This is a genomic window from Nodosilinea sp. AN01ver1, assembly GCF_050565655.1.
GTDB lineage: Bacteria > Cyanobacteriota > Cyanobacteriia > Phormidesmidales > Phormidesmidaceae > Nodosilinea.
The window spans coordinates 26,847-47,586 of record NZ_JBNXVS010000035.1 but is presented as its reverse complement, the minus strand read 5'-3'; the positions used below and the strand labels follow the sequence as shown (position 1 = coordinate 47,586).

The window sequence follows — 20,740 nt, the reverse complement described above, 5'->3', positions numbered from 1 at the left end:
ATGACCAGCTACAGTCGCCTGAAACGGGCACTTGAGCACGATTTGAAGCAGCAGGAAGCCCACCACGGTTTGATGGATGCGGCTCTGCACACGCGAGTTTGGCTGCAGGCTCAGCCCACCGATCGCGTCTGTCTATTTTTTCACGGCTTTACCGCTGGCCCCTACCAGATGGAGCGGATTGGCCAGCATTTCTACCGGGCCGGTTACAACGTCGTGGCCCCGCTGCTGCCCGGTCATGGTCGGGCTGGCAACTGGGGCAAAGATAACCCGCCGCCCCTGCCCACCGCCCCCGAGGTGTACCAAACGTTTGGCCTGCAGTGGCTGAATCTGGTCAGTCTGCTGGGCGATCGCGTGGTGGTGGGCGGCCTGTCGGGGGGCGGCACCCTGGCGGCCTGGCTGGCGCTAGAGAAACCGGCCCAGGTCGATCGCGCGGTACTCTGCGCGCCCTACCTCAGCGCCAGCAGCAGGGTAATCGACCTGTTTGTGAAAAAAGTCGATACCTACTTTGCCTGGGCCACGGCTCCCAAGCAAATCGTCGATCCGGCGACGGCGGCTCAAGCGCCACCGCTGGGCTACTCGGGCTTTACGACCCCGGCGCTGCGAGCTGTACTTGAGCTGGGCCAGCTGTGCCAGCAGCGGGTCAAACAGTCCGCGATCGCGCCCACCTTTACGATCTCTAGCGAAAGCGATCGGGCGGTCAGCAATTTTGACCATCAGCGCTTTTTTGCCGCCGCCCTCAGCCACCAGCCCACCAGCTGGCACGTGCTGTTTAACAAGGTGCTCGATATTCCCCACACCATGATGACGGCGCAGGAGGGCAACCGCTACCAACACCTGCTCAACGTCATGATCCAGGCCTTTGTCGAAAGCGATCTAACCTGGGCCGAGGTCGAAGAAATGGCCTACCGCATGACCCAAAACCGAACGTTTAACCAGGTGGTAGCCGAGCTGGGCTGGCAGAGCAAAGCGTCTAAAGACATGCCCGCCATGGTCACGATGGTCGACAAGTGGGCGATCGCAGTGAAGCGCGAACTGGACGGCAGGCGGCTGGGGCGATCGCCGCGCGATCGCTAACGCCGAAACACAAATAAATTGCCCGTGGCCCCGCGCCCAAACCGCAGATCTTCGTCCAGGTAGGAGGTAATCCACAGGGCCTCCTGGCGCAGAAACTCCAGCACAGGCACGGTAATCTGGGGCAGGTTCAGCCCGGTGATGCCCAGCAAGCGGGTAGCCTGGACGCTAAAAGCGCCAAAACTAACGCGGGCGCTTTCGCCTTCCTCAAAGGGTTGCCAGATGCCCTGGGCGGTGGCGGTGAGTTCGCCCAGAAACGGCAGCGAGAGCACGGCCCCGTTTTCGGTGGCAATAGCTCCCAGGTGCTGGTCTTTGGCGATGGCCCTCAAGGGCCGGTCAAAGACCAGCGCGCCCGACCCTCGATCTTTGGCGATCGCCTCCAGGGACTGGTCTTTGAGCATCGCTGCGCCTGTGCTCTCAGGGCTGGTCAAGCGCTGCCACACCCGCTGAATGCCGACGGGCAGCGGAAACTGGCGACCGATGCGACGCGTGACCACCGTGCCCCGCGAGGCGTAGACCAGCGCCCACGACCCCAGCAGCATGGGCCAGTGCTCCGGGCGCAGGGGCTGGTCGATGGGGTTGAGGGTTTCTAGTTCACAGATGATCTGATCGATCGCCGGGTGCTCGGCGGGCAGAATGGCGTCCTCGGGTTCCAGGGTTTCGATCTGCTGGAGCAGCTGGGTCTTGAGCTGAAGGCGGCGGTGGTGAACGGGAGTCATTGCGGCAGAAACGTGAAGGAAATGGCCGGGTTGTGGCCTAGAGTTTTAGAATACCCCCGCCCGTCAAACTTGAGTCTCTAGGGGCAGCGGCACCCCGCGAATTGAGCAGTCGAGCAGCTCGATCGGGTGAAAGAGGGGAATGGCGCGGGGCTGATCGGCCATGTGCTGCTGAATTTGCAGCGAGCAGCCGGGGTTGGGAGAGGCCACCAGGGCCGCACCGGTATTCAGCAGATTCTTCACCTTCATCTGGCCCAGCTCGGTGGCGACCTCGGGGTGCAGCATGTTGTAGACCCCGGCGCTGCCGCAGCACAGGGCCGCATCGATGGGCTCTCGCAGCGTCACGCCGGGAATTTGCTTCAGCAGCTGGCGGGGTTGGAGACTAATTTTTTGCCCGTGCAGCAGGTGGCAGGCATCCTGATAGACGATGGGCAGGGTGCCCTCGGTGAGCGGGTGCAGGGGCGTGGTCAAGCCCACCTGGGCGAGAAATTCCTGTACGTCTCTGACTTTGGCGACAAAGGCCTGGGCGCGATCGCGGTACTCCGGGTCGTCCTGCAAAATGTGGTGGTACTCCTTCAGGGTGTGGCCACAGCCCGCCGCATTAATCACCACAAAATCGACCTCGGCGGCCTCAAAGCAGTCGATCATGCGGCGGGCCAGCGCCTGGGCCTGGGCCTCCTGCCCCTGGTGGGCGGGCAGCGCCGAGCAGCAGCCCTGCTCGTGGGGAATCACCACCTCGCAGCCGTTGGCGGTCAGCACCCGTGCCGTGGCGGCATTCACATCGGAGAAAAACACCCGCTGCACGCAGCCCAGCACCATGCCCACCCGGTAGCGCTTTTCGCCCACCGCAGGCACGAGTTCGGGCAGGTCATCCTGAAAACTCTCGGCGGTAATCGGCGGCAGCAGCGACTCCATCGCCGCCAGGCTGGGGGAGAGTTTGGCCAGCAGCCCGGTTTTTTGCACCAGCCTGGAGAGGCCCAGCTTCTGGTACAGGTACAGCGGCCCCGCCACCGCCCGCAGCCGCGTGGGGTAGGGGAACAGGCTGAAAATCAGCGATCGCACCAGCCGCTCCGGCAAAGGCCGACTGTGGTTGCGCTCGACCTGAGGCCGCACCGCCGCAATCAGCTGGTCGTACTGCACCCCCGAGGGGCAGGCCGTGGTGCAGGCCAGGCAGCCCAGGCACGAGTCGAAGTGCTGAGCCGAGGTGGCCGACAGAGGCGCTTCGCCCATGTTGATCGCATCCATTAAATAGATGCGGCCCCGGGGCGAATCCATTTCTTTGCCCAGCACTCGGTAGCTGGGGCAGGTGGTGAGGCAAAACCCGCAGTGCACGCAGGCGTCGATCAGCTTGGGGTCGGGGGGATGCTGGTCATCGAAGCCGTTGGCAACACTGGCGGAGGTGGGCCAAGCGGTAGGGGCTGAAGACTCTGAGGTCGGCATGGAAACGCGGGTAAGGGCTATGTTTAGGCTAGCGCGAACGCTCCCAGCTATTGCCGCCATGCCGCAAAAATCCTGCAATGGCAACTATAGGAACTCTAGGTCTGCAACAGGGGTTCAGGGTCGGATGGCTGGGCTACGGCCTGTACCTCACTGGTCCAGCGGTTGGCGATCGGCATGCGCCAGCCCATACCAAAGGCGCGATCGGTGACCTTGAGCACGGGCGGAGCCTGGCGTCGCTTAAACTCGGCCCGCGCCACCAGCCGCACGACCTTGTCGACCACAGCGGCATCGTGGCCAGCGGCGACGATATCGGCCACCGACTCGTGGCGCTGCACCAGGCGATCGAGAATGTCGTCGAGCACGTCGTAGGAGGGCAGGGAGTCTTGATCGACCTGGCCGGGCTTGAGTTCGGCGCTGGGGGGCTTGTCGAGAATGGGCTGGGGAATAAGGCCAGTAGTGAGGGCGCTGGCGCGATCGCTCAGTTCTGCCAGGCTAGCCAGGGCCGCGCCGCTGTGCTCACTGCCGACCTGTCGGTTAAGCCACTGACAGAGGGCATAGACCCGCGTTTTGGGCACATCGGCAATCACCGCCAGGCCGCCGTTCATATCGCCGTAGAGAGTGCAGTAGCCTACCGCCATCTCTGACTTGTTGCCCGTCGACAGCAGCAGGTGACCGAATTTGTTCGAAATCGCCATCAGCAGGTTGCCGCGAATGCGCGACTGAATATTTTCCTCGGCAATGCCGGGGCTGGTGCCCGTAAACATAGGGGCTAGCACCTGGTCGTAGTCGGTCATCAGGGGACCAATCGCCAGAGTCTGGTGCGCGATGCCCAAGTTGTCGGCCAGGGCGATCGCATCGCTAACCGAATGCTCTGAGCTGTAGGGGGAGGGCATCAGCACGCCCAGCACCTGGTCGGGGCCGAGGGCGGCGGCGGCGATCGCGGCTACCAGCGCCGAGTCAATGCCGCCGCTGAGGCCAATCACCGCTTTAGAAAAACCGCATTTGCGGGTGTAGTCGCGCACCCCCAGCACCAGAGCCGACCAGAGGGCTTCGTTTTCATCGCTGGGCAGGGGCGCGAGCGCAGCCGGGCGCAGATCGTGCCCAACGGGGTCGTACTCCACCACCGCCAGCCCGGCCTCAAAGGCGGGTAGCCGCGCCACCAGGTTGCCCTGGCGATTAAAGGCCATGCTGGTGCCGTCAAAGATTAAATCGTCGTTGGCTCCCACCTGGTTGACATAGAGAATAGGGCAGCGGAACCGGGTCGCGCTGTGGGCCAGCATGGCGGCGCGCAGCTGGGCTTTGTTGAGCGAGTAGGGCGAGGCCGACAGGTTGATAACGATATCGACACCTTCGCCAGCGAGATCGGCGATCGGGTTGCGGGGGTAGCTGCGACCGCCCCAAAACTCTTCGTCGTTCCACAGGTCTTCGCAGATGGTGACGCCCACCCGAATGCCCCAGTCGCCACAGGGCAGCGTAAAGCTGCTCGGCCCCTGCCCGGCGGCAAAGTAGCGATTTTCGTCGAAAACGTCGTAGGTGGGCAACAGCTGCTTGTGAAACACCTGCTGAACCCGCCCCCCCTGGAGCAGAGCAGTGCTGTTGAACAACGGTTTTTCGCCAGAGTAGCGGGCTTTGGGGTTGGCCGCCGCATACCCCACCAGTACCGCCAGGTGAGGTGGCAAATCTTTCGCCAGGGCCTCCAGGGTGTCGGCCATCGCCTGAATAAAACCCGGTCGCAGCAGCAGATCGCGGGGCGGGTAGCCGCACAGCACCAGCTCGGTCGTGACCAGCACCTGAGCCCCCAGGCGATCGGCCTGGCGGGCGGCCTCGAGCACCTGCTTAGCGTTGTGGGTCAGGTCACCAATGGTGGGGTTAAGCTGGGCGATCGCAAATTTCATAGGGCTTAGGAAAGAAAAGTTTACTCTTAACCACTTATTTGTTCAGTCTGTTTTTTCATAAAAAACTAGGTATTAAAATCATTTAGTCTGGCTTACTAATCCAAAACTGCCTGATCTCTTCGAACCGAGCTATACGCTCTTCAATTTTTAAAATCTCTCTAGGATAGAATGTGTCTGTCAGCAGATTGCAGAGTCGAAGCATCCAGGCCTTTCGAGAATATCCATGATTAATCTGAATGTTATTAGAATTTTTTATTTGTATCTGCCCCCAGCCAAGAGCGCCAAGTGTAAGGCAACTCCAATCCAGAAATTCTATAGGTGCAAATGTAACGTCTGTGACAGTCACCTTGAGGTTTTCGACGCCGTATTTAATCATTAATAGAGAAAATACATTCTTTTCACTTTCATAGAATCTAGATATTCTTTCGACAGAGGTAAGATTAGGCATATTAAATTCCGTGTCTGCCCTGTGAGTCTTAACATCAACAACGGTGTAAAAATCTTCTGAATCAAGAAAAGCCAAGTCTGCCATGGCTCTTCTTGCAAACTCCTTAGAATACTCTTTGCAAGAATCTTGCAGAAAGGTGTCGAAAACATTGGCCACCATTCCTTCGAGTGCATCTCCTGCTGCCCTAGTGCTTCTGACAGTTCCTGCCGAGAGAAAATCGGCCTGGTCATTCAAATATGCTTTAACCTGATTAGCCACATTCAGATAGTGGCCATCATAGTAAAAAGATGGATTCATAGTTTTACAACAGAGTCATCTGCTTTTCGAGTAGTGCAAGATCTTCAGGAGTCTGAGGCGGATGATTTTTCTTTTTGGCTTGCTCCGAGAGAGTATTGCGTTCCCAGAAAACTCCATCGGAATAGCCTTGAATACTAGAGTCTAGATCTGCTAAAGCCAAGCGTTTTTCTGCCAGGCAACAGTATTCCGGTTCTACCTCAATACCCAAAAATTGTCTATTCAGTTTTTTGGCCACCACTGAGGTAGTGCCGCTGCCCAAAAAAGGATCGAATACTACGTCATTTTCTTTGGAGCTTGCCAAAATCAGTTTGGCAATAAGCTTTTCCGGCTTTTGAGTTGGATGATCTGTATTCTCTGGCATGGACCAGAAGGGAATAGTGATATCTGTCCAAATGTTAGAAGGATGGGTAAGCCGAAACCTCTCGGAACCCTTGTCCTCCCAGTCTTTTGGCTTTCCTTCTTCAGTTCTATAAGGAGCAATAACCTTCCGTTTCAATTTAACAGCCTCAACGTTGAAGTAGTAATCGTCTGAAACTGTGCAGAACCAAATATCTTCGCAGGAATTTTTCCAATTGGATTTAGCCCCACGGCCTTTTTCTCTCTCCCACGTGATTCGATTTCTAACTTTAAAGTGCTTCTTCAAAACTGGATACATAGCAACTGATGTAGCCCAATCGGCGCAAAAATATAAAGATGCATCTTCCTTTAGAACGCTTTTTATCCTCGATATCCAGGCGTCAACCCAAGCATTGTAGTCATCATCGTCTAGGCGATTAAATGTTTTCCCATTAAAATTTTTCTGAAGATTGTATGGCGGATCGACAATCATCAGATCCACAAAATTCTCAGGAAGATATAAAGATGCATCAAATATATCTTGGCAGATTGTTCGATTTATGACTTCCTCTAGCTTGTTTTTTTGATTCAAGCTAATTATTTTCTTCAATAGTGATTTTTGCTCCGCATCACTGAGGCAAAGAGTTCGATTTCGTGGGGCTTTACTTTTCATGATTCAAAAAATGACACTATTCTAGGGCAGTAATCAGGGCTCTAGCTAGATAAACACCATCGGTTTGTCTTTGCAGGGTTCAAACGCAGCAGCATCAAATCGGTATAAACTGGCGGGTCGGCCAGCCCCGCGCGAGGCTTTGTGGCCGGTATCCTGCAAAAAGCCCAGCTTTAGCAGCCGGGCGCGAAAGTTGGAATAGTCAGAGAAGCCTTCCCCCAGCACGGTGACGTAGAGCTGGTAGAGGTCGCCCAGGGTAAAAACCTCGGGCAGCACGTCGAAGGCGATCGGGCTGTACTCCAGCTTGTTGCGCAGGCGGCGATAGCCGTAGGCCAAAATTTCGTTGTGGTCGAAGGCCAGCTGAGGCACCTGGGCCAGCGGATACCAGGCAATGCCGCTGACGCCGTCGGCAATTAGCTCGGCATCCTCGAAGCGCACCAGGGCAAAGTGGCTGACGGAGAGGTAGCGCACGTCAAAGGCGGTGGGCGACTCGCGAGGGTCGCGATCGGGGCCGCCGAAGGTGTAGAGCTGCTCCAGATACAGGGTGTTAACCCGAATTTTTTCGGCCAGCACGCGGTAGGCGGCGTCTTCTAGCGATTCGCCCTGGCGCACCAGGGTGCCGGGCAGGCTCCAGTAGCCCGCAAAGGGTGGGTCAGGGCGCATGACCACCAGCACCAGCAGCCGATTCTGCTGGGTATCGACCGAAAAAATGACGTTGTCGACCCCCACCTTGAAGTCGGCCAGGGGCACTGGGCTTAGGGAGTGGTCAGAGGTGCGGTGGAGTTTTGCGGACATGGGTAGAGGTGGTGTTGAGCAATGTAGGCCTGCACCGCTGGGGTGAGCTTGGGGGCGCTAGCGGGGGCAGGGGCATCGTCGCACTGCCGGTAGCGGGACGACGACACATCGATCGCAGGCATAGCCGCTACGGTAACCCTGGTGTGCTGCCGCAGATCGGCCAACTCCGCCTCAGTGAGGTTATAGCCTGGGCGAGGAATCACCAGAATATCGACCGCCGCGAAGATCTCGTCGGCCCTATGCCAGGTGGGCAACTGCTCGACTAGATCGGCCCCAACAACCAGAGAAAACTGGGCACTGGGCCAAATTTGTCGGGCTCGCTCCAGGGTGACAACGGTGCGCATGTGGCTCAGTTCGGGATGGACCTGCACCCGGCGGGAGGGCGTGTCTAGCTCGGCAATCAGCAGTTCGAGCATGCGAAAGCGATCGCCCAAGTCGGTCTGGTGGGCCTTGAAGGGATTGTTCGCCGTCCACACGGCCACGTGGTCAAACTGAGTGGCCAGCCAGGTCAAAATGGCGGCGTGACCCCGGTGGGGCGGGTCGGCACTGGTGCCAAACAGGGCAATACGAAGCGTCTCAGGACAATCCATAGGGCAGCGGGCGGTTAGGTCAGGCGAGGTCAGGGGAGCCATCTCAGCGCTGGGGTAGCGGTGCCGGACGGCGACGGGTGCGCGCCGCCAGATCCTCCAGCGCAGCGGACAGCGCCACGGGGTAGGGGGCCGGATGCTCTAGCTGCCGCACAGACGGGGGCAGGCTGGCCACCGAGGCTGCGGTGCGGGCGGCGATCGCATCCAGCGATTCTAACCCCTGCAGGGGCTGGCCCTGCTTTACCACCAGCTGTAGCAGGGGCTGTTCGCCGGGGGCGGCTGCCTCGTCGATCAGGCCAAGGCGATCGCCGACCGCCTGCCCGCCGTCGTAGCGCCGAAAAATTTGCTTGCGTCCGGGCAGGGTGGCCTTGTGGCTCGATTCTTTCATCACCGCTATACCGTCGATCTCGACCAGCTTATACACGCCGTTGACCGGGTCGCCGGTGACCAGCTTGGTGCCCAAACCGTAGCCGTCGATCGCGGCCCCCGCCCGCTGCAGCCGCGCAATTTCGTACTCGTCCAGGTCGCCGCTGGCAAAGATTTTAGCCTGAGGCAGATGCGATCGCACCGCTTTCGACAGCTCCACCAGGTCGCCTGAATCGAGCCGCACCGCCGCTACGGGGGGAACCTGAGCCGCCAGCCGCTCTGCCGCCGCCACCGTATCGTAGGTATCGATCAGCAGGGCAGACCCCGGAAAGTAGCGCTGAAAAGCCCTGAAGGCGTCGTCTTCGTGACCCTCCAGAGCGGCAAAAACCATCACCAGGGCATGGGCCATGGTGCCCGCTGGCTGCCGCCCCAGCTCCAGCGCCGCCAGCACATTAGAGGTTTCATCTAGCCCTGCCGCCAGGGCCGCCCGTGCGCCCCAGAGCGCCCCCTGAGGGCTGAAGGCACGGCGGGTGCCAAACTCCAGCAGTTTGGTCGCTGGCCCAGCCACATCCCGCAGCCGAGCGGCGCGGGTAGCTACCAGGGTCTGATAGTTGAGGGTGTTGAGTAGGTAAGTTTCGGCCAGCTGGGCCTGCCACAGGGGAGCCTCTACCCGCAGCAGCGGCTGGTTGGCAAAGACCGCCGTCCCTTCGGGTACCGCCCACAGGTCACCGCTAAAGCCGCCCTGGCTGAGCCGCTGCCAAAATTCCGCTGGGGCATGGTCAAACAGCCCCGTTTGCCGCAGGGCCTCTAGCTGCGGCTCTGAAAACCGCAGATGGGTCAGGTAGTCGATCGCCTGAGCCAGCCCCACGGCAATCAGGTAGCCGTAACCGCTGGGCTGGCGGCGAGTAAACAGCTCAAAACTGGCCGGGCGATCGGCCATGCCCTCCCCCGCGTAGCAGCTGGCCATCGTGAGCTGGTACAGATCGGTCAGCAAACCGTAGTCTTCAGGAGCGGCTAGGAGCGCGGGATAGGTCATAACAGGTACGACTAGTTTTAGTTATTTATACCATAAATAACTAGAGATCGCCACGAATTCATTTGACCTTATCAGCTTTGCACAGCTAAAAACCCGCTCAGATTTTGGTAGTTTCTACTGATAAACGCTGCGGGGGCATGGTAGCGACTGCCGTCTCCAATTGAGCCGCCGCGCCGAACGATTCAATATCTGTCATAGGGCTGACGTTGGGCCAGCACTGTACCCTCTATCGTCCTTCATTACTGGTTTAGAGCAGTCCTGGTTTAGCGCTTCCGCTCGCGACGCAGAGCGCAACCCCAGTCCCAGCCTTGGTTCTAGGAGCTGGGCAGGACCGCCGACCCCGGAGCACCGCTACGCCACCTGGACTGTCACAGGCAGTACCCAACCATCACTTACGAGTAAGCACTCAACCCTTTATTCAAAACCTCGGGAGGATAGCGATGAATCTGACCCACACCCTGGAACTCTTTGACACCCCCAAAACCGCCCGGGTAGATTGCCCCATCACCGCTCAGCTTGAGGGCCGGGTTTATTACCAGGGCACCTACTGGCCGGCTCGCATCTACGAAGGCGTTATCGATGCCGCCGGTACTGCCCTAGCCCCGTCGAGCTGGGTCACGGTGGTGGGCCGCTACGGGCTGACGCTGCTGATTGTGCCGCCTGTGGCAGCGGCTTAGCTCAGCGCGTGAGGCGAGGCGATCGCCCAACCCACTGCCGCTCTAGCGGCAGGTTTGGTTTCCAGTGCGGCTAGCACGCCGTCTTTTGGCAATAATCCGCGAGTATTCGGCAAAAACCGATATGATTGAGGTGGTTTTGCCAAATTCTTTCTGCCATCCCCGTTGACCTATGGATAGCCTGGCTCAAAACCTGCTGTGGCTAGTTTGGGAAACTGGCCCACACAGCACCCCTAGCCCAATCCAGCCAGCGGCTTCTCAGTCGGGTGAAGGGTTGCGGCTGCCGCGCGCTGTGACTATGACCGCGGGGGCGATCGCGCTGAGCAGTGCTCTAATGGCGACTCCGGCGCTGGCCAACAGCCATAGCTGGGGCAGCACTATCTACGTGGCGACACCCGAGGGGTATGCCCTCAACGTGCGCTGGGGGCCTGGCACCAACAACGGCGTCTACCGCAAAGCGCTTCGAGGCAGCGCCCTGCAGGTGTCGGGGGTGCGCCGCAACGGCTGGGTACAGCTGGTCGATGCCACCTGGGTAGCGGGTAACTTAGTCAGCGCCTCCCCCGTAGGAACAGTGCCCCCGCCCGCGCCCGGCGATCGCAATCTGGCCACGGTAGTCACACCGCAAAACTTTGCCCTCAACATTCGCTCCGGCCCCGGCCGTGAGTACCCGGTGGTAGGGCAGTTTACCAACGGCAGCCGCATTCCGCTGACGGGGCGATTTAATGTGGGCTGGGCGCAGCTAACCAGCGGCAACTGGGTCGATAGCACTCACCTTCGTTACAGTGGCCCCATTCGCAATGACCCGGCCCCGACCACCCCTCAACCCGACAACCCCAGCCCCACAGCCGACGTTATAGAACTCCAGCGGCTGCTGCGCCAGACCGGCTTTTTGCCGCCCAACTTCATTGCCAACGGCATCTACGATGAAACGACTCAGGCCGCCGTGCGCGAGTTTCAGCGGGTCAACGGTCTGCCCGTAACCGGCATCGTCGATGGGGCCACCTGGCAAGCCCTCTACCGGGCAACGACTCCGACACCGCTGCCTTCACCCAATCCCAGCCCTAATCCCAGCCCCGATCCTACCGACCCACCCGCTAGCAGCGGCCAGAGACGTGTCGTTACCGACGGCGACTCAACCTCAGTGTTCAACGGTCCCGGTACCGAGTTTGGCGTCGCCAGAAGCGTACCCAACGGCTCAATCGTTAATGTTACGGGGCGCACCTCGGGCAACTGGAGCGAACTCAGCGACGGCACCTGGATCTTCTCGCTGTGGCTAGAACCTCTCTCCAGCGGTTAACAGAGGCTGCTTGCTATCTCACCGGACAGCGCTGGGGATAGTCTTGGCGGCTCAGTTATTGAGGAAAATCTATGATCAAAAAAAGTTCATAGAGTATTTTTAGGGAAAGCCGCAACTCCTGACCTCACAACCGTTTGGGCGTTTTTCCTGAGATGTCTGAGGCGCTCAGGTCCAACGTAACAACTTGTGACTTTGTGACGTTATGTGTATAACATATCTAAGCAAAACCATTGAGCTGCGCCTATAGATACTGTTCTAGCTGCCACAAGCGCCTCGGTGGAATTCTCAGAGATTTGGCAGATAGGCAGTTGGCTGACCTGGCGAATCTTCTGAACTGGGTCAGTAGTGCTATGAGGAGTTCTAGCCTTGCGTAACGATACCGAGTCATCCCCAGCGTTTTGGTCTGCTGTGCAAGACGTTGCCGTCCAGGTCATTCAGGTCATCGATATTCGCCTGGCTCTGCTAATTGGCCTGGCGGTTTTTATGCTAGCGGTGGGGTTCGACTCGTCAGGAAACCAGGCTGAAGCCGCAGACTTGGTTACCCAATCTGCCCTAGTGCCGGTTAGAGTATCGGCTCGGGCGGCGTCCCTTGACGGTGATTTTTTTGATCCCTCGGCGGCATCGGATGACGCTCAGCTGGTGACCGCCCGTCGCCTGCGCCACGGCAGTTTAACTAGCGCCATTCTGACCAACAATCGCCTCACCGAGGCCCACTTCTTTACCGAATTGCCTGCTGAAGAGTAGCCGTAGCGCGCCTTAGGGATGGCCAGAGGTCAATCGCCGCTTAATCTCCAGAACTCCTGACAACTGAATCAACTCACAGCGTTGAGGGCCTAAAATAGTGTGTTGGCCCTCAACGCTGTTTGTTTAAGCGCTATTTACTGTGGCGCTACTTGTTGAGTGCCCCAGGGTAAATAGCCAGCGCTGCCTTAGCCCGCCTGCTCGATTCAGTCCCCTAGCATCAGCATTCTTCCTATGACCTCCGCCATTCGCTTTCTCATGTGCGCCCCCCACCACTACGAGGTGGACTATGTGATCAACCCCTGGATGGAGGGCAATATTCACCGCTCGTCACTCGAAACGGCCCAGGAGCAGTGGCAAAGCCTCTACCAGATCATTGCCGATCGCGCCGATGTCGACCTGGTCAAGCCCCAGCAGGGCTGGCCCGATATGGTGTTCACCGCCAACGCTGGCCTGATCTTGGGCAACCAGGTGGTGCTGAGCCGCTTTTTGCACCCCGAGCGCCAGGGCGAAGAGCCCTTCTTTAAGGAATGGTTTGAGGCTCAGGGGCACCAGGTGTTTACCCTGCCCCCCGAGCTGCCCTTTGAGGGGGCTGGCGACGCCCTGCTCGATCGCGAGGGACGCTGGCTGTGGGCGGGCTACGGCTTTCGCACCGAGCTTGACTCCCACGGGCTGGTAGCCCAGTGGCTCAACATTGAGGTGCTATCGCTGCACCTGATGGATGAGCGCTTTTACCACCTCGACACCTGCTTTTGCCCGCTGACCGGCGGCTACCTGCTCTACTATCCCCCCGCCTTCGACGCCTACTCCAACCGTCTGATCGAGATGCGGGTGCCGCCCGAAAAGCGGATCGCCATCGACGAGCCCGACGCGATCAACTTCGCCTGCAACGCGGTCAATATCGATCGCATTGTGATCATGAACCAGGCCAGCGATGAGCTAAAAGCGCGGCTGGCCGAGGCGGGCTTTGAGGTAGTTGAGACGCCGCTGACCGAGTTCCTTAAGGCTGGGGGCGCGGCCAAGTGTCTCACCCTGCGCGTGACTGAGCCGCTGCATCCCGAACCGGCTCGCGAAGGCGGTCTGCTAGCGCGCACCGTCACCATGACCGGCCACCTGCTCGACTCGGGCCTGGTCAGCCGGGCTCTAGATCTGATTATGGAAGGGGGCGGCAGCTTCCAGGTGCTGAACTTTGATCTGGGCGAGCAGCGCCAGAGCACCTCCTCCGCCGAAATTCGGGTTTCAGCCCCCGATCGCGAGGTGATGGACGAGATCATGGCCCAGCTGATCGACCTGGGCGCGGTGGCGCTGCCCGAAGACCAGCAGGATGCCCGGCTGGTCACCATTACCCAGGCGGGCGTCGCCCCCGACGACTTCTACAGCTCGACCATCTACCCCACCGAGGTGCGGGTGCGGGGCCAGTGGGTGCGGGTGCAGGGCCAGCGCATGGATGGCGTGATTGTGGTCTCACAAACCGAGCCAGTCGCCATCTGCAAGCTGCTGCGCGACCTGGCCGTGGGCGACCAGGTGATCGTCGGCTACGACGGCATTCGCAGCGTGCGCAGTACCAAAGACCGCAGTCGTGCCGCCGCCACCGCCACCGCCGAAGAATTTAGCTTTATGGGCTCCGGCGTTTCGAGCGAGCGCCGGGTGGAGCTGATTGTGGAGCAGGTGGCGTGGGATCTGCGCCGTCTGCGCGACCAGGGCGGTAAAGTGGCCGTGGTCGCTGGCCCGGTGGTGATTCATACCGGCGGCGGCGATCACCTGGGTCGACTGATTCGCGAGGGCTACGTGCAGGCGCTGCTGGGGGGCAATGCGATCGCCGTCCACGACATCGAGCAGGCCATGCTCGGCACCTCCCTCGGCGTCGATATGAAGCAGGGCACCTCGGTGCGCGGCGGCCACCGCCACCACCTGCGGGCGATTAACAGCATTCGCCGCTGCGGCAGCATTGCCAACGCCGTCGAACAGGGCGTACTGACGCGCGGCGTGCTCTACGAATGCGTTAAGAACAACGTGCCCTTCTCCCTGGCCGGCTCCATTCGCGATGATGGCCCCCTACCCGACACCAAGATGAACCTGATCGAAGCCCAGGCCGACTACGCCCGCCTGATCGAAGGCTGCGACCTGATCTTGATGCTCTCGACCATGCTGCACGCGATCGGCGTCGGCAACATGACCCCGGCGGGGGTGAAAATGGTCTGCGTTGACATCAACCCCGCTGTGGTCACCAAGCTGGCCGATCGCGGCTCGCTAGAGTCAACCGGGGTGGTCACCGATGTGGGCCTCTTCCTCAGCCTGCTGGTGAAGCAGCTCGATCGCCTCACCCAGCGGCACATTGTGTCCAAGGCCTAGGCTACAGTCCTGATGGCCGCCTATCAATCGATAGGCGGCCATCAGGATCACTTGGGGTTCTGGTTTTTGCTTATAGATCGCTGGGCGTGTCGGGTGCCACTTCCATGCCCCGTTCGGCCCGCACCGCAGCGGGCTCGTCGTCCTCTAGGTCAGAAAGGCCCTCGATCTCTACATTCATCTCGCTACAGGCCGACTTCAGCGCCGTCTGAAATTTTGCCGTGTCGTTGCCATAGCCACACCGCTCGGCTGCGATCGCCAGCCCCTCGCTGGCATTGGCTCGCGCACAATCTACCAAAATCACGCCGGTCAGCGGAGATGAACTAGCCATATGCAGAGTCACTTTCGATCACGTCTGCTCTCCAAACTATTACTAACAGCCCCCCTAAACATCTAACCCACGGGAGACTTACAGCCTGAAAACAACCAGAGGGAAGAGACTGTTGTAGCGCGGTTTCCCACAGAGGGTAGATGAGATTCTCGAGTTACTGCGGTTAGATCAACTAGAACGCAGTCACAATACAAAAGAGAACCAAATTTATGAGCATTAACATTGGTCTATCTGAGCAGCAGCGCCAGGGCGTTGTTGAACTCCTCAACAAAGTTTTGGCCGATGCCTACCTGCTGTTGATCAAGACGAAAAAGTACCACTGGGATGTGGTTGGCCCTCAGTTTCGCACTCTACACGAGCTGTGGGAAGAGCAGTACGAAGCCCTGACCACCAACATCGACGCCGTCGCTGAGCGCGTTCGAGCGCTGAATGGCTACCCCTTGGGCACCGCCGACAGCTTCCTTAAGAATGCCACTATCAAAGAGCACCCCGGCGATCTGCCCAACGCCAACGAAATGGTCAAGCGCCTGGTTATTGACCACGAGCAAATTATTCGTAACCTGCGCGAATTTGTCGATCAAACCTCTGAAGAATTCCACGATGAGGGTACTTCAGACTTCTTGACCGGCCTGATGGAAGAGCACGAAGAAATGGCCTGGATGTTGCGCTCCTTCATCGAAGGTGAAGCGCTTGAAGGCAGCGGCCAGCGCGACAAAGAGCTGGTTTCTAAAAAGTAGTAGCATTACTTTCGTCACAGCATCCGTTTGTCATGCTGACCCTATGCAGAAAAAGTCAGCTTCATCCGTGACCTAGCTTTGCAATTTACCCTGCTTTGCAGCCCCTCAAATTGAGAAGGCCGCCGGGCAGGGTATTTTTGTTGTGCCCTTCCGTCCGCAAGAACCGATAACCTAGGGAATGGTCAGCTCACCCCCAACCCTATGCCCACCGTCACCTTCCCCCTCGCCTACCTGCAGCGCCTCACCGCCACCGACCCCCAGCAGCTCGAACAGCAGGCCTTTGACTACGGCCTCAACGCCACCCTGGGTGAGCAAACCCTGGAGGTCGAGGTGACCGCCGAGCGGCCCGATCTACTGGCAGCAGAAGGGTTTACCCGCGCCATTAACATCTACAACGGCCTGGCCCGCACCGTGCCCGATCAGCTTGCCCCCTCGGGACGTAAGGTTACTGTGCAGTCCGAGGTGCTGCCCCTGCGCCCCCACATTGCCGCCCTGGTGGTGCGCGGGGCCGACCTGCAGGATGGCGGGCTGGAGGTGCTGGTGCAGTTTCAGGAAAAGGTGACCCAAACCTTTGGTCGTCAGCGCAAAAAGATTGCGATCGGTGTCTACGACCTCGACCAGATCAGCGGTGACGTGACCTACGGTGCCGAATCGCTCGACGAGCTGACCTTTGTGCCCCTGCACAGCCCCCAGCCCATGACCGCCCGGCAAATTTTGCATACCCACCCGGCGGGCAAACTCTACGCCCACACGCTCAAGGCAAACCACCACGCCCCCGTCCTGCGCGATGCCGCTGGCACCGTGCTCTCCATGCCGCCGATTGTCAACGGGGCCGGGGTGGGCGAGGTAACGGCCAGCACCCGCAACCTATTCATCGATGTCACGGGCATTCTGCCGCAAACGGTGCTGGAGACCGCCAATATTCTGGCCCACAACTTCTTAGATACTGGGGCTGAGGTACAAACGGTCGAGATTGTCACCCCCCAGGGCACCTTCGTTTCCCCCAGCCTTGCCCGTCGCGCAGTACCGTTTTCAGCCAAGTACCTGAACGAAATTATGGGTACCGCCATTCCCAAAAGCAGCCTGGGGAACGTGCTGTCTCGCATGGATTTAGACGTCAGCGGTACCGATGTGGTGCATGTGCCCACCTACCGCACCGACATTTTTAGCCAGGTCGATATCGCGGGCGATTTGCTGGTGGCCCTGGGTATTGCCACCCTGCAGGCCGAACCGCTGGCGGTCAAGTTTCATCTGGGGGAGGCCGACCCACTGCGCCAGGTCATGTTTAAGGTGGGCGATTTGGCCCAGCGCATGAAGCTGACCGAAGTTAAGAGCTACGTGCTCACCGACCCCGACAGTCTCGATCTGTTTGCGACCCCGTACTTGCAGACCGGCAACGCCAAAAGCCGTACCTACAGCGCCACTCGCCCCACCCTACAGGCGGGGCTGCTCGATGTTTTGGCCCGCAATATCAGCGCCCCCAAACCCATTAACATCTACGAAACTGGAGAAGTGCTGCGGTTTGCAACAGGCGGCGATATTCACGAAAGCCAGTGCTGGGGTTTTGCCAGCCTCGATGCCCGCGCCTCGTTTACCACGGCCAAAGCCTACATGCAGACCATGCTCAAGGCGCTGGGCGTCAGCTACGACCTGGCGGAGTGCAACGCGCCCTACTACATTGCTGGCCGCGCCGCTACGGTGCTCGCCGACGGGCAGCCGGTGGGAGAATTTGGCGAAATTCATCCCCAGGTGCTGGAGCACTTTTCGTTTCCAGAGCCGGTCTGCACGGGAGAACTGAACTGTACCGCAAGTTTGATCAAGCTCTCGAGTGCGCGGGTAGATTAAACGGCGTTGCTTGGCGCAAGTAGGCTTAATGCCGTAGGGTGTGTTCCCGGCCTCCGGCCAACCCCGCGATAGTGCAAAGCACTCACGAGCCGGAACGCACCGTTTGCCTCCAGCGAAACGCTCGATGCCGAAAGCGGTGCATTGCGGTAAGAGCAGCGTTTGGAAGGCGTTGCGACGGTTTACAGGCCGCTAATGCACCCTACATCTGTCATTCCTGCCGAATACCAGCGCTGGGCAAGCGTCGTGATCAAATATTACGGTTGCACACAAAACCGTGACGCAACCCGCCAATGGGTTTTGGTTTAGCTAGTTTAGTCGGCATCTACCCTGGCAGACCCAGCCATGATTGCATCTTCTCCTGAGCAGCCTAACCGAGTCTATGCTAAACCCGCTGAAGGCCATGTTTCCCTGGGGCGCGGCGTGCGGCAGGTGCTGTTTTTTGTGCCGATGGTGGTCTTGTTTGCCCTGCTCTTTTTGGGGCTGGCTCCCCGTCAGCGCCCCGCTGGGCTAACGGCTGGCGTTGTTGTGGCGGTGGTCTGGGGCGTGGTGGTTGGTGGCGTGCGGGTGGCTGCCGAATGGGAGCGGGGGGTGATTTTGCAGCTGGGCAAAATTCAGGATGTGCGGGGGCCGGGGCTACTGTATGTAGTGCCGGTGCTGGAGTCGGTGCAGTTTATCGACACCCGCACCCTGGTTATCAATATTCCGCGCCAGAAGGTGATTACCCAGGACAACGTGCCCGCCGAAATTGACAGCGCCCTGTTTTTTCAGGTCAGCGATGCCCAGAAGGCGGTGACGTCGATTCAGGACTTTCGCTTTGCGGTGTCGCAGTATGCCCAGGCGGCGCTGCGGGACGTGGTGGGCGGCCTGTCGCTGGATGAGCTGCTGTCGGAGCGCGAGCAAATTCAAACCCAGATTGGCACCATTGTCGAAGCCCAGGTGCAGGCTTGGGGCATGCACATCGACTCCATTCGCCTGCAGGATATTGAGCTGCCCGAAGACCTGAAGCGGATGATGTCGCGCCAGGCCTCGGCGGAGCGGGAAAAGCGGGCCACAATTACCAAGGCAGATGGCGATCGCCTCGCGGCCCAGAGCCTTGCCGCCGCCGCCCAGATCATGGCGGCCAACCCCATCGCCCTAGAACTGCGCACCCTGCAAAGCATCGACGGGCTGGGGGCAAGTCCGTCTAACACGGTAATTTTGTTTCCGCTGGAGCTGTCTCAGGCGTTGGGTAATCTACGCCAGCCCGCCGAAGATTAGTACAGTCAAGCAGTGCTAAGCACACCGTTTTAGAATGTTGAAAACGCTGACATACTCAGGCCTTTTCATGCTGCACTTTGCATTTTGAACGCCGCGCAGCAGCACTAGCCTTCACCCCTGGCGGTGTCGTAGCCATAATAATAAAGATGAATTACAAGGGTAAACTCACCATGCGACTACTCCACACCATGCTGCGGGTCGGCGACCTCGATCGCTCCCTCGCCTTTTACTGCGACGTGCTGGGTATGCAGCTGCTGCGCAAAAAAGACTACCCCGGCGGCGAGTTTACCCTGGCCTTTGTCGGCTACGGCGATGAAGCTGACCACACGGTGCTGGAGCTGACCTACAACTGGGGCACGGAGTCCTACGATTTGGGCAATGCCTATGGCCACATTGCGCTGGGTGTAGACGATATCTACGGCACCTGCGATCGCATCAAAGCCCAGGGCGGCCAGGTGGTGCGCGAGCCCGGCCCGATGAAGCACGGCTCGACCGTAATCGCCTTTGTGCAAGACCCCGATGGCTACAAGGTCGAACTCATTCAGATGGGCACCTCTGAGGGACACCGCCAGGCGGCAGAACCTCAGATGGCTGCAAGCTAAGGGGAAAGGTGCCAGGTACGGAGTTTAGGGTACAGGTACGGCCTAAAACCTTGCACCTAAAACCCTGTACCCTGTGCCCTAAAACGCGTAGTTGACGGTGGCCGTAATTTCAGCGTCGGTGTTGCCGGGCTTAAACAGCACGCTGCCGTTGACGTCAATTACCACACGGCGGGTAATGCCCCAGTCGAGTCCGGCGGTGATCATGGGGTCAACGGTAGAGCGACCGTCGGCATTGTAGGCCACCCCGGCTCCGGCGTAGGGGTAAAGCCCTTGATCGAGGGCGTAGTCTACCGAAATGGGCAGCCGCAGTTCGGTGCTGTTGTCAAAAACCAGCGACGGACGCACCGACAGGGTTGTTCTGTCCCCTAGCTCCACAATTTGAGCTTTAGAATCAATTACAAACGAGGTGTTGTCGTTAAACCCGGCTCGAATGCCAGCCCCCACGTAATAGGGGGGAACCTGCTGGGCCTGGGCTGCTGCGGGGACCATTGCACCCACCGCTACAACCGATAACAGGGCAAATTTCAGATTCATCATCACTCCTCTCAGGTTAGGGGCCAGCTCGCAGGTTGGCCCGCTCGTGCATTTCACTAATTTTCAGGGGTGAGGAGGCAAAATCCTGCTAAAAGTTGGGGAAATGCAGCGATTCTGAGTAAAGGTTGTGTGAGGTTCACGGATATCAGATACCTAGGGAATCTCGCTCTAAACCGAATAGCTCAAACCCGCGCGACTGGTAGAGAGCGCTAGCTGCAACGTTGCCCGCCGTGACGCTGAGCACGAGCTGCCGCAGGCCCTGTAGACCTTGGACATGGGCGATCGCGCGATCGAGCAGTGCCGAACCAACGCTTTGACCGCGAAACTCCCTGGCCTAGCTACTGTTCTAGCCCCTTGCTGCCGCCTCGGCCCATAAACTGTCCGTGAATGCTGACGGCGTAGGGCACCAGGTAGGTTAGCCCGGCTGAGATCCATCGCGCCTGGGTCATGGTGCGCGATCGCAGCGCCGCGCCGTGGTTGATGGCAAAAAGCAGCGTGCCAATTACCAGGGCCACCCGTACAGCGCGACTGGCCAAATGCGGCGTTACCAGTGCTCTGAGGTAGCCGTTGACTGCTTCCATGCGCTGTTCCTAAACCTGCAATAACGGAGTTTACAGCACTGTCTCGTTAAGGTTGTGTAACATTGCACCCCATCTGCCGGTCCGTGCCGGTTTTGCCAACGGCATAAAAAAACCCTCTCCTAGTCGAAGAGGGGC

Annotated in this window: 20 protein-coding genes and 1 pseudogene; 9 read left to right on the top strand and 12 right to left on the bottom strand. The window is 59.2% G+C overall.

Annotation, left to right across the window (positions count from 1 at the left end; all coding sequences use genetic code 11):
* Positions 1-1,074 carry an alpha/beta hydrolase gene (locus ACQ4N7_RS21840; RefSeq protein ID WP_430713604.1) on the top strand — a complete coding sequence of 358 codons (1,074 nt, stop codon included), beginning with the start codon at positions 1-3 and terminating at the stop codon, positions 1,072-1,074.
* Here the strand turns inward: ACQ4N7_RS21840 and ACQ4N7_RS21835 are convergent.
* The 8 genes from ACQ4N7_RS21835 to ACQ4N7_RS21800 all read right to left on the bottom strand — a co-directional run bounded on the left by ACQ4N7_RS21835 (position 1,071) and on the right by ACQ4N7_RS21800 (position 9,657).
* A complete protein-coding gene (locus tag ACQ4N7_RS21835) occupies positions 1,071-1,790 on the bottom strand; it encodes a PAP/fibrillin family protein (protein WP_430713603.1) in 720 nt (239 codons plus the stop codon). The genes ACQ4N7_RS21840 and ACQ4N7_RS21835 overlap by 4 nt on opposite strands.
* 63 nt (positions 1,791-1,853) lie before the next feature.
* The gene (locus ACQ4N7_RS21830; RefSeq protein ID WP_430713602.1) at positions 1,854-3,227 is read right to left on the bottom strand and encodes a (Fe-S)-binding protein; all 1,374 of its coding nucleotides are present in this window, start codon (positions 3,225-3,227) and stop codon (positions 1,854-1,856) included.
* Positions 3,228-3,322: 95 nt separating this feature from the next.
* Positions 3,323-5,122 (bottom strand): NAD+ synthase, encoded by a 1,800-nt coding sequence (locus ACQ4N7_RS21825; RefSeq protein ID WP_430713601.1) that lies wholly within the window; start codon positions 5,120-5,122, stop codon positions 3,323-3,325.
* An 82-nt stretch (positions 5,123-5,204) separates the two neighbouring features.
* On the bottom strand, positions 5,205-5,867 hold the full coding sequence (locus ACQ4N7_RS21820; RefSeq protein WP_430713600.1) for a hypothetical protein: 663 nt from the start codon (positions 5,865-5,867) through the stop codon (positions 5,205-5,207).
* Positions 5,868-5,871: 4 nt separating this feature from the next.
* A complete protein-coding gene (locus tag ACQ4N7_RS21815) occupies positions 5,872-6,876 on the bottom strand; it encodes a DNA-methyltransferase (RefSeq protein WP_430713599.1) in 1,005 nt (334 codons plus the stop codon).
* A 45-nt stretch (positions 6,877-6,921) separates the two neighbouring features.
* Positions 6,922-7,668 (bottom strand): NUDIX hydrolase, encoded by a 747-nt coding sequence (locus tag ACQ4N7_RS21810; RefSeq protein WP_430713598.1) that lies wholly within the window; start codon positions 7,666-7,668, stop codon positions 6,922-6,924.
* Positions 7,629-8,258, bottom strand: coding sequence for a nicotinate-nucleotide adenylyltransferase (locus ACQ4N7_RS21805; RefSeq protein ID WP_430713597.1), 630 nt, complete (start codon positions 8,256-8,258; stop codon positions 7,629-7,631). Before ACQ4N7_RS21805 ends, ACQ4N7_RS21810 begins: the two co-directional genes overlap by 40 nt.
* A gap of 43 nt (positions 8,259-8,301) precedes the next feature.
* Positions 8,302-9,657 carry a nicotinate phosphoribosyltransferase gene (locus tag ACQ4N7_RS21800; RefSeq protein ID WP_430713596.1) on the bottom strand — a complete coding sequence of 452 codons (1,356 nt, stop codon included), beginning with the start codon at positions 9,655-9,657 and terminating at the stop codon, positions 8,302-8,304.
* A 440-nt stretch (positions 9,658-10,097) separates the two neighbouring features.
* Here ACQ4N7_RS21800 and ACQ4N7_RS21795 point away from each other — a divergent pair, with 440 nt between their 5' ends.
* From ACQ4N7_RS21795 to ACQ4N7_RS21780, 4 genes are all read left to right on the top strand, one after another.
* The gene (locus tag ACQ4N7_RS21795; RefSeq protein ID WP_430713595.1) at positions 10,098-10,334 is read left to right on the top strand and encodes an NfeD family protein; all 237 of its coding nucleotides are present in this window, start codon (positions 10,098-10,100) and stop codon (positions 10,332-10,334) included.
* 169 nt (positions 10,335-10,503) lie between these two features.
* Positions 10,504-11,628, top strand: coding sequence for a peptidoglycan-binding protein (locus tag ACQ4N7_RS21790; protein WP_430713594.1), 1,125 nt, complete (start codon positions 10,504-10,506; stop codon positions 11,626-11,628).
* A gap of 366 nt (positions 11,629-11,994) precedes the next feature.
* Positions 11,995-12,372: a hypothetical protein gene (locus ACQ4N7_RS21785; RefSeq protein ID WP_430713593.1), complete on the top strand. Its 378-nt coding sequence runs from the start codon at positions 11,995-11,997 to the stop codon at positions 12,370-12,372.
* Between the two features lie 231 nt (positions 12,373-12,603).
* Entirely contained in the window at positions 12,604-14,721 is a 2,118-nt protein-coding gene (locus ACQ4N7_RS21780) for a TIGR00300 family protein (RefSeq protein WP_430713592.1), read from the top strand.
* Positions 14,722-14,791: 70 nt separating this feature from the next.
* On the opposite strand, the gene ACQ4N7_RS21775 is transcribed toward ACQ4N7_RS21780, so the two are convergent.
* Positions 14,792-15,049: a hypothetical protein gene (locus tag ACQ4N7_RS21775; RefSeq protein ID WP_430713591.1), complete on the bottom strand. Its 258-nt coding sequence runs from the start codon at positions 15,047-15,049 to the stop codon at positions 14,792-14,794.
* Between the two features lie 209 nt (positions 15,050-15,258).
* Here ACQ4N7_RS21775 and ACQ4N7_RS21770 point away from each other — a divergent pair, with 209 nt between their 5' ends.
* From ACQ4N7_RS21770 to gloA, 4 genes are all read left to right on the top strand, one after another.
* Complete coding sequence (locus tag ACQ4N7_RS21770; RefSeq protein WP_430713590.1) at positions 15,259-15,786, top strand: Dps family protein; 528 nt, start codon at positions 15,259-15,261, stop codon at positions 15,784-15,786.
* Between the two features lie 201 nt (positions 15,787-15,987).
* Positions 15,988-17,631: a phenylalanine--tRNA ligase subunit beta gene (gene pheT / locus ACQ4N7_RS21765; RefSeq protein WP_430713589.1), complete on the top strand. Its 1,644-nt coding sequence runs from the start codon at positions 15,988-15,990 to the stop codon at positions 17,629-17,631.
* Between the two features lie 342 nt (positions 17,632-17,973).
* On the top strand, positions 17,974-18,888 hold the full coding sequence (locus tag ACQ4N7_RS21760; RefSeq protein WP_430713588.1) for an SPFH domain-containing protein: 915 nt from the start codon (positions 17,974-17,976) through the stop codon (positions 18,886-18,888).
* A gap of 170 nt (positions 18,889-19,058) precedes the next feature.
* Complete coding sequence (gloA, locus tag ACQ4N7_RS21755) at positions 19,059-19,490, top strand: lactoylglutathione lyase (RefSeq protein WP_430713587.1); 432 nt, start codon at positions 19,059-19,061, stop codon at positions 19,488-19,490.
* A gap of 78 nt (positions 19,491-19,568) precedes the next feature.
* Here the strand turns inward: gloA and ACQ4N7_RS21750 are convergent, their stop codons facing one another.
* The 3 genes and pseudogenes from ACQ4N7_RS21750 to nrtS form a co-directional block, all read right to left on the bottom strand.
* Positions 19,569-20,024, bottom strand: coding sequence for a hypothetical protein (locus ACQ4N7_RS21750; protein WP_430713586.1), 456 nt, complete (start codon positions 20,022-20,024; stop codon positions 19,569-19,571).
* 145 nt (positions 20,025-20,169) lie between these two features.
* Positions 20,170-20,343 (bottom strand): annotated as a pseudogene (locus ACQ4N7_RS21745) (GNAT family N-acetyltransferase); the annotation flags it as partial.
* A 19-nt stretch (positions 20,344-20,362) separates the two neighbouring features.
* Positions 20,363-20,605 (bottom strand): nitrate/nitrite transporter NrtS, encoded by a 243-nt coding sequence (gene nrtS, locus ACQ4N7_RS21740; protein ID WP_430713585.1) that lies wholly within the window; start codon positions 20,603-20,605, stop codon positions 20,363-20,365.
* Positions 20,606-20,740 lie beyond the last annotated feature (135 nt).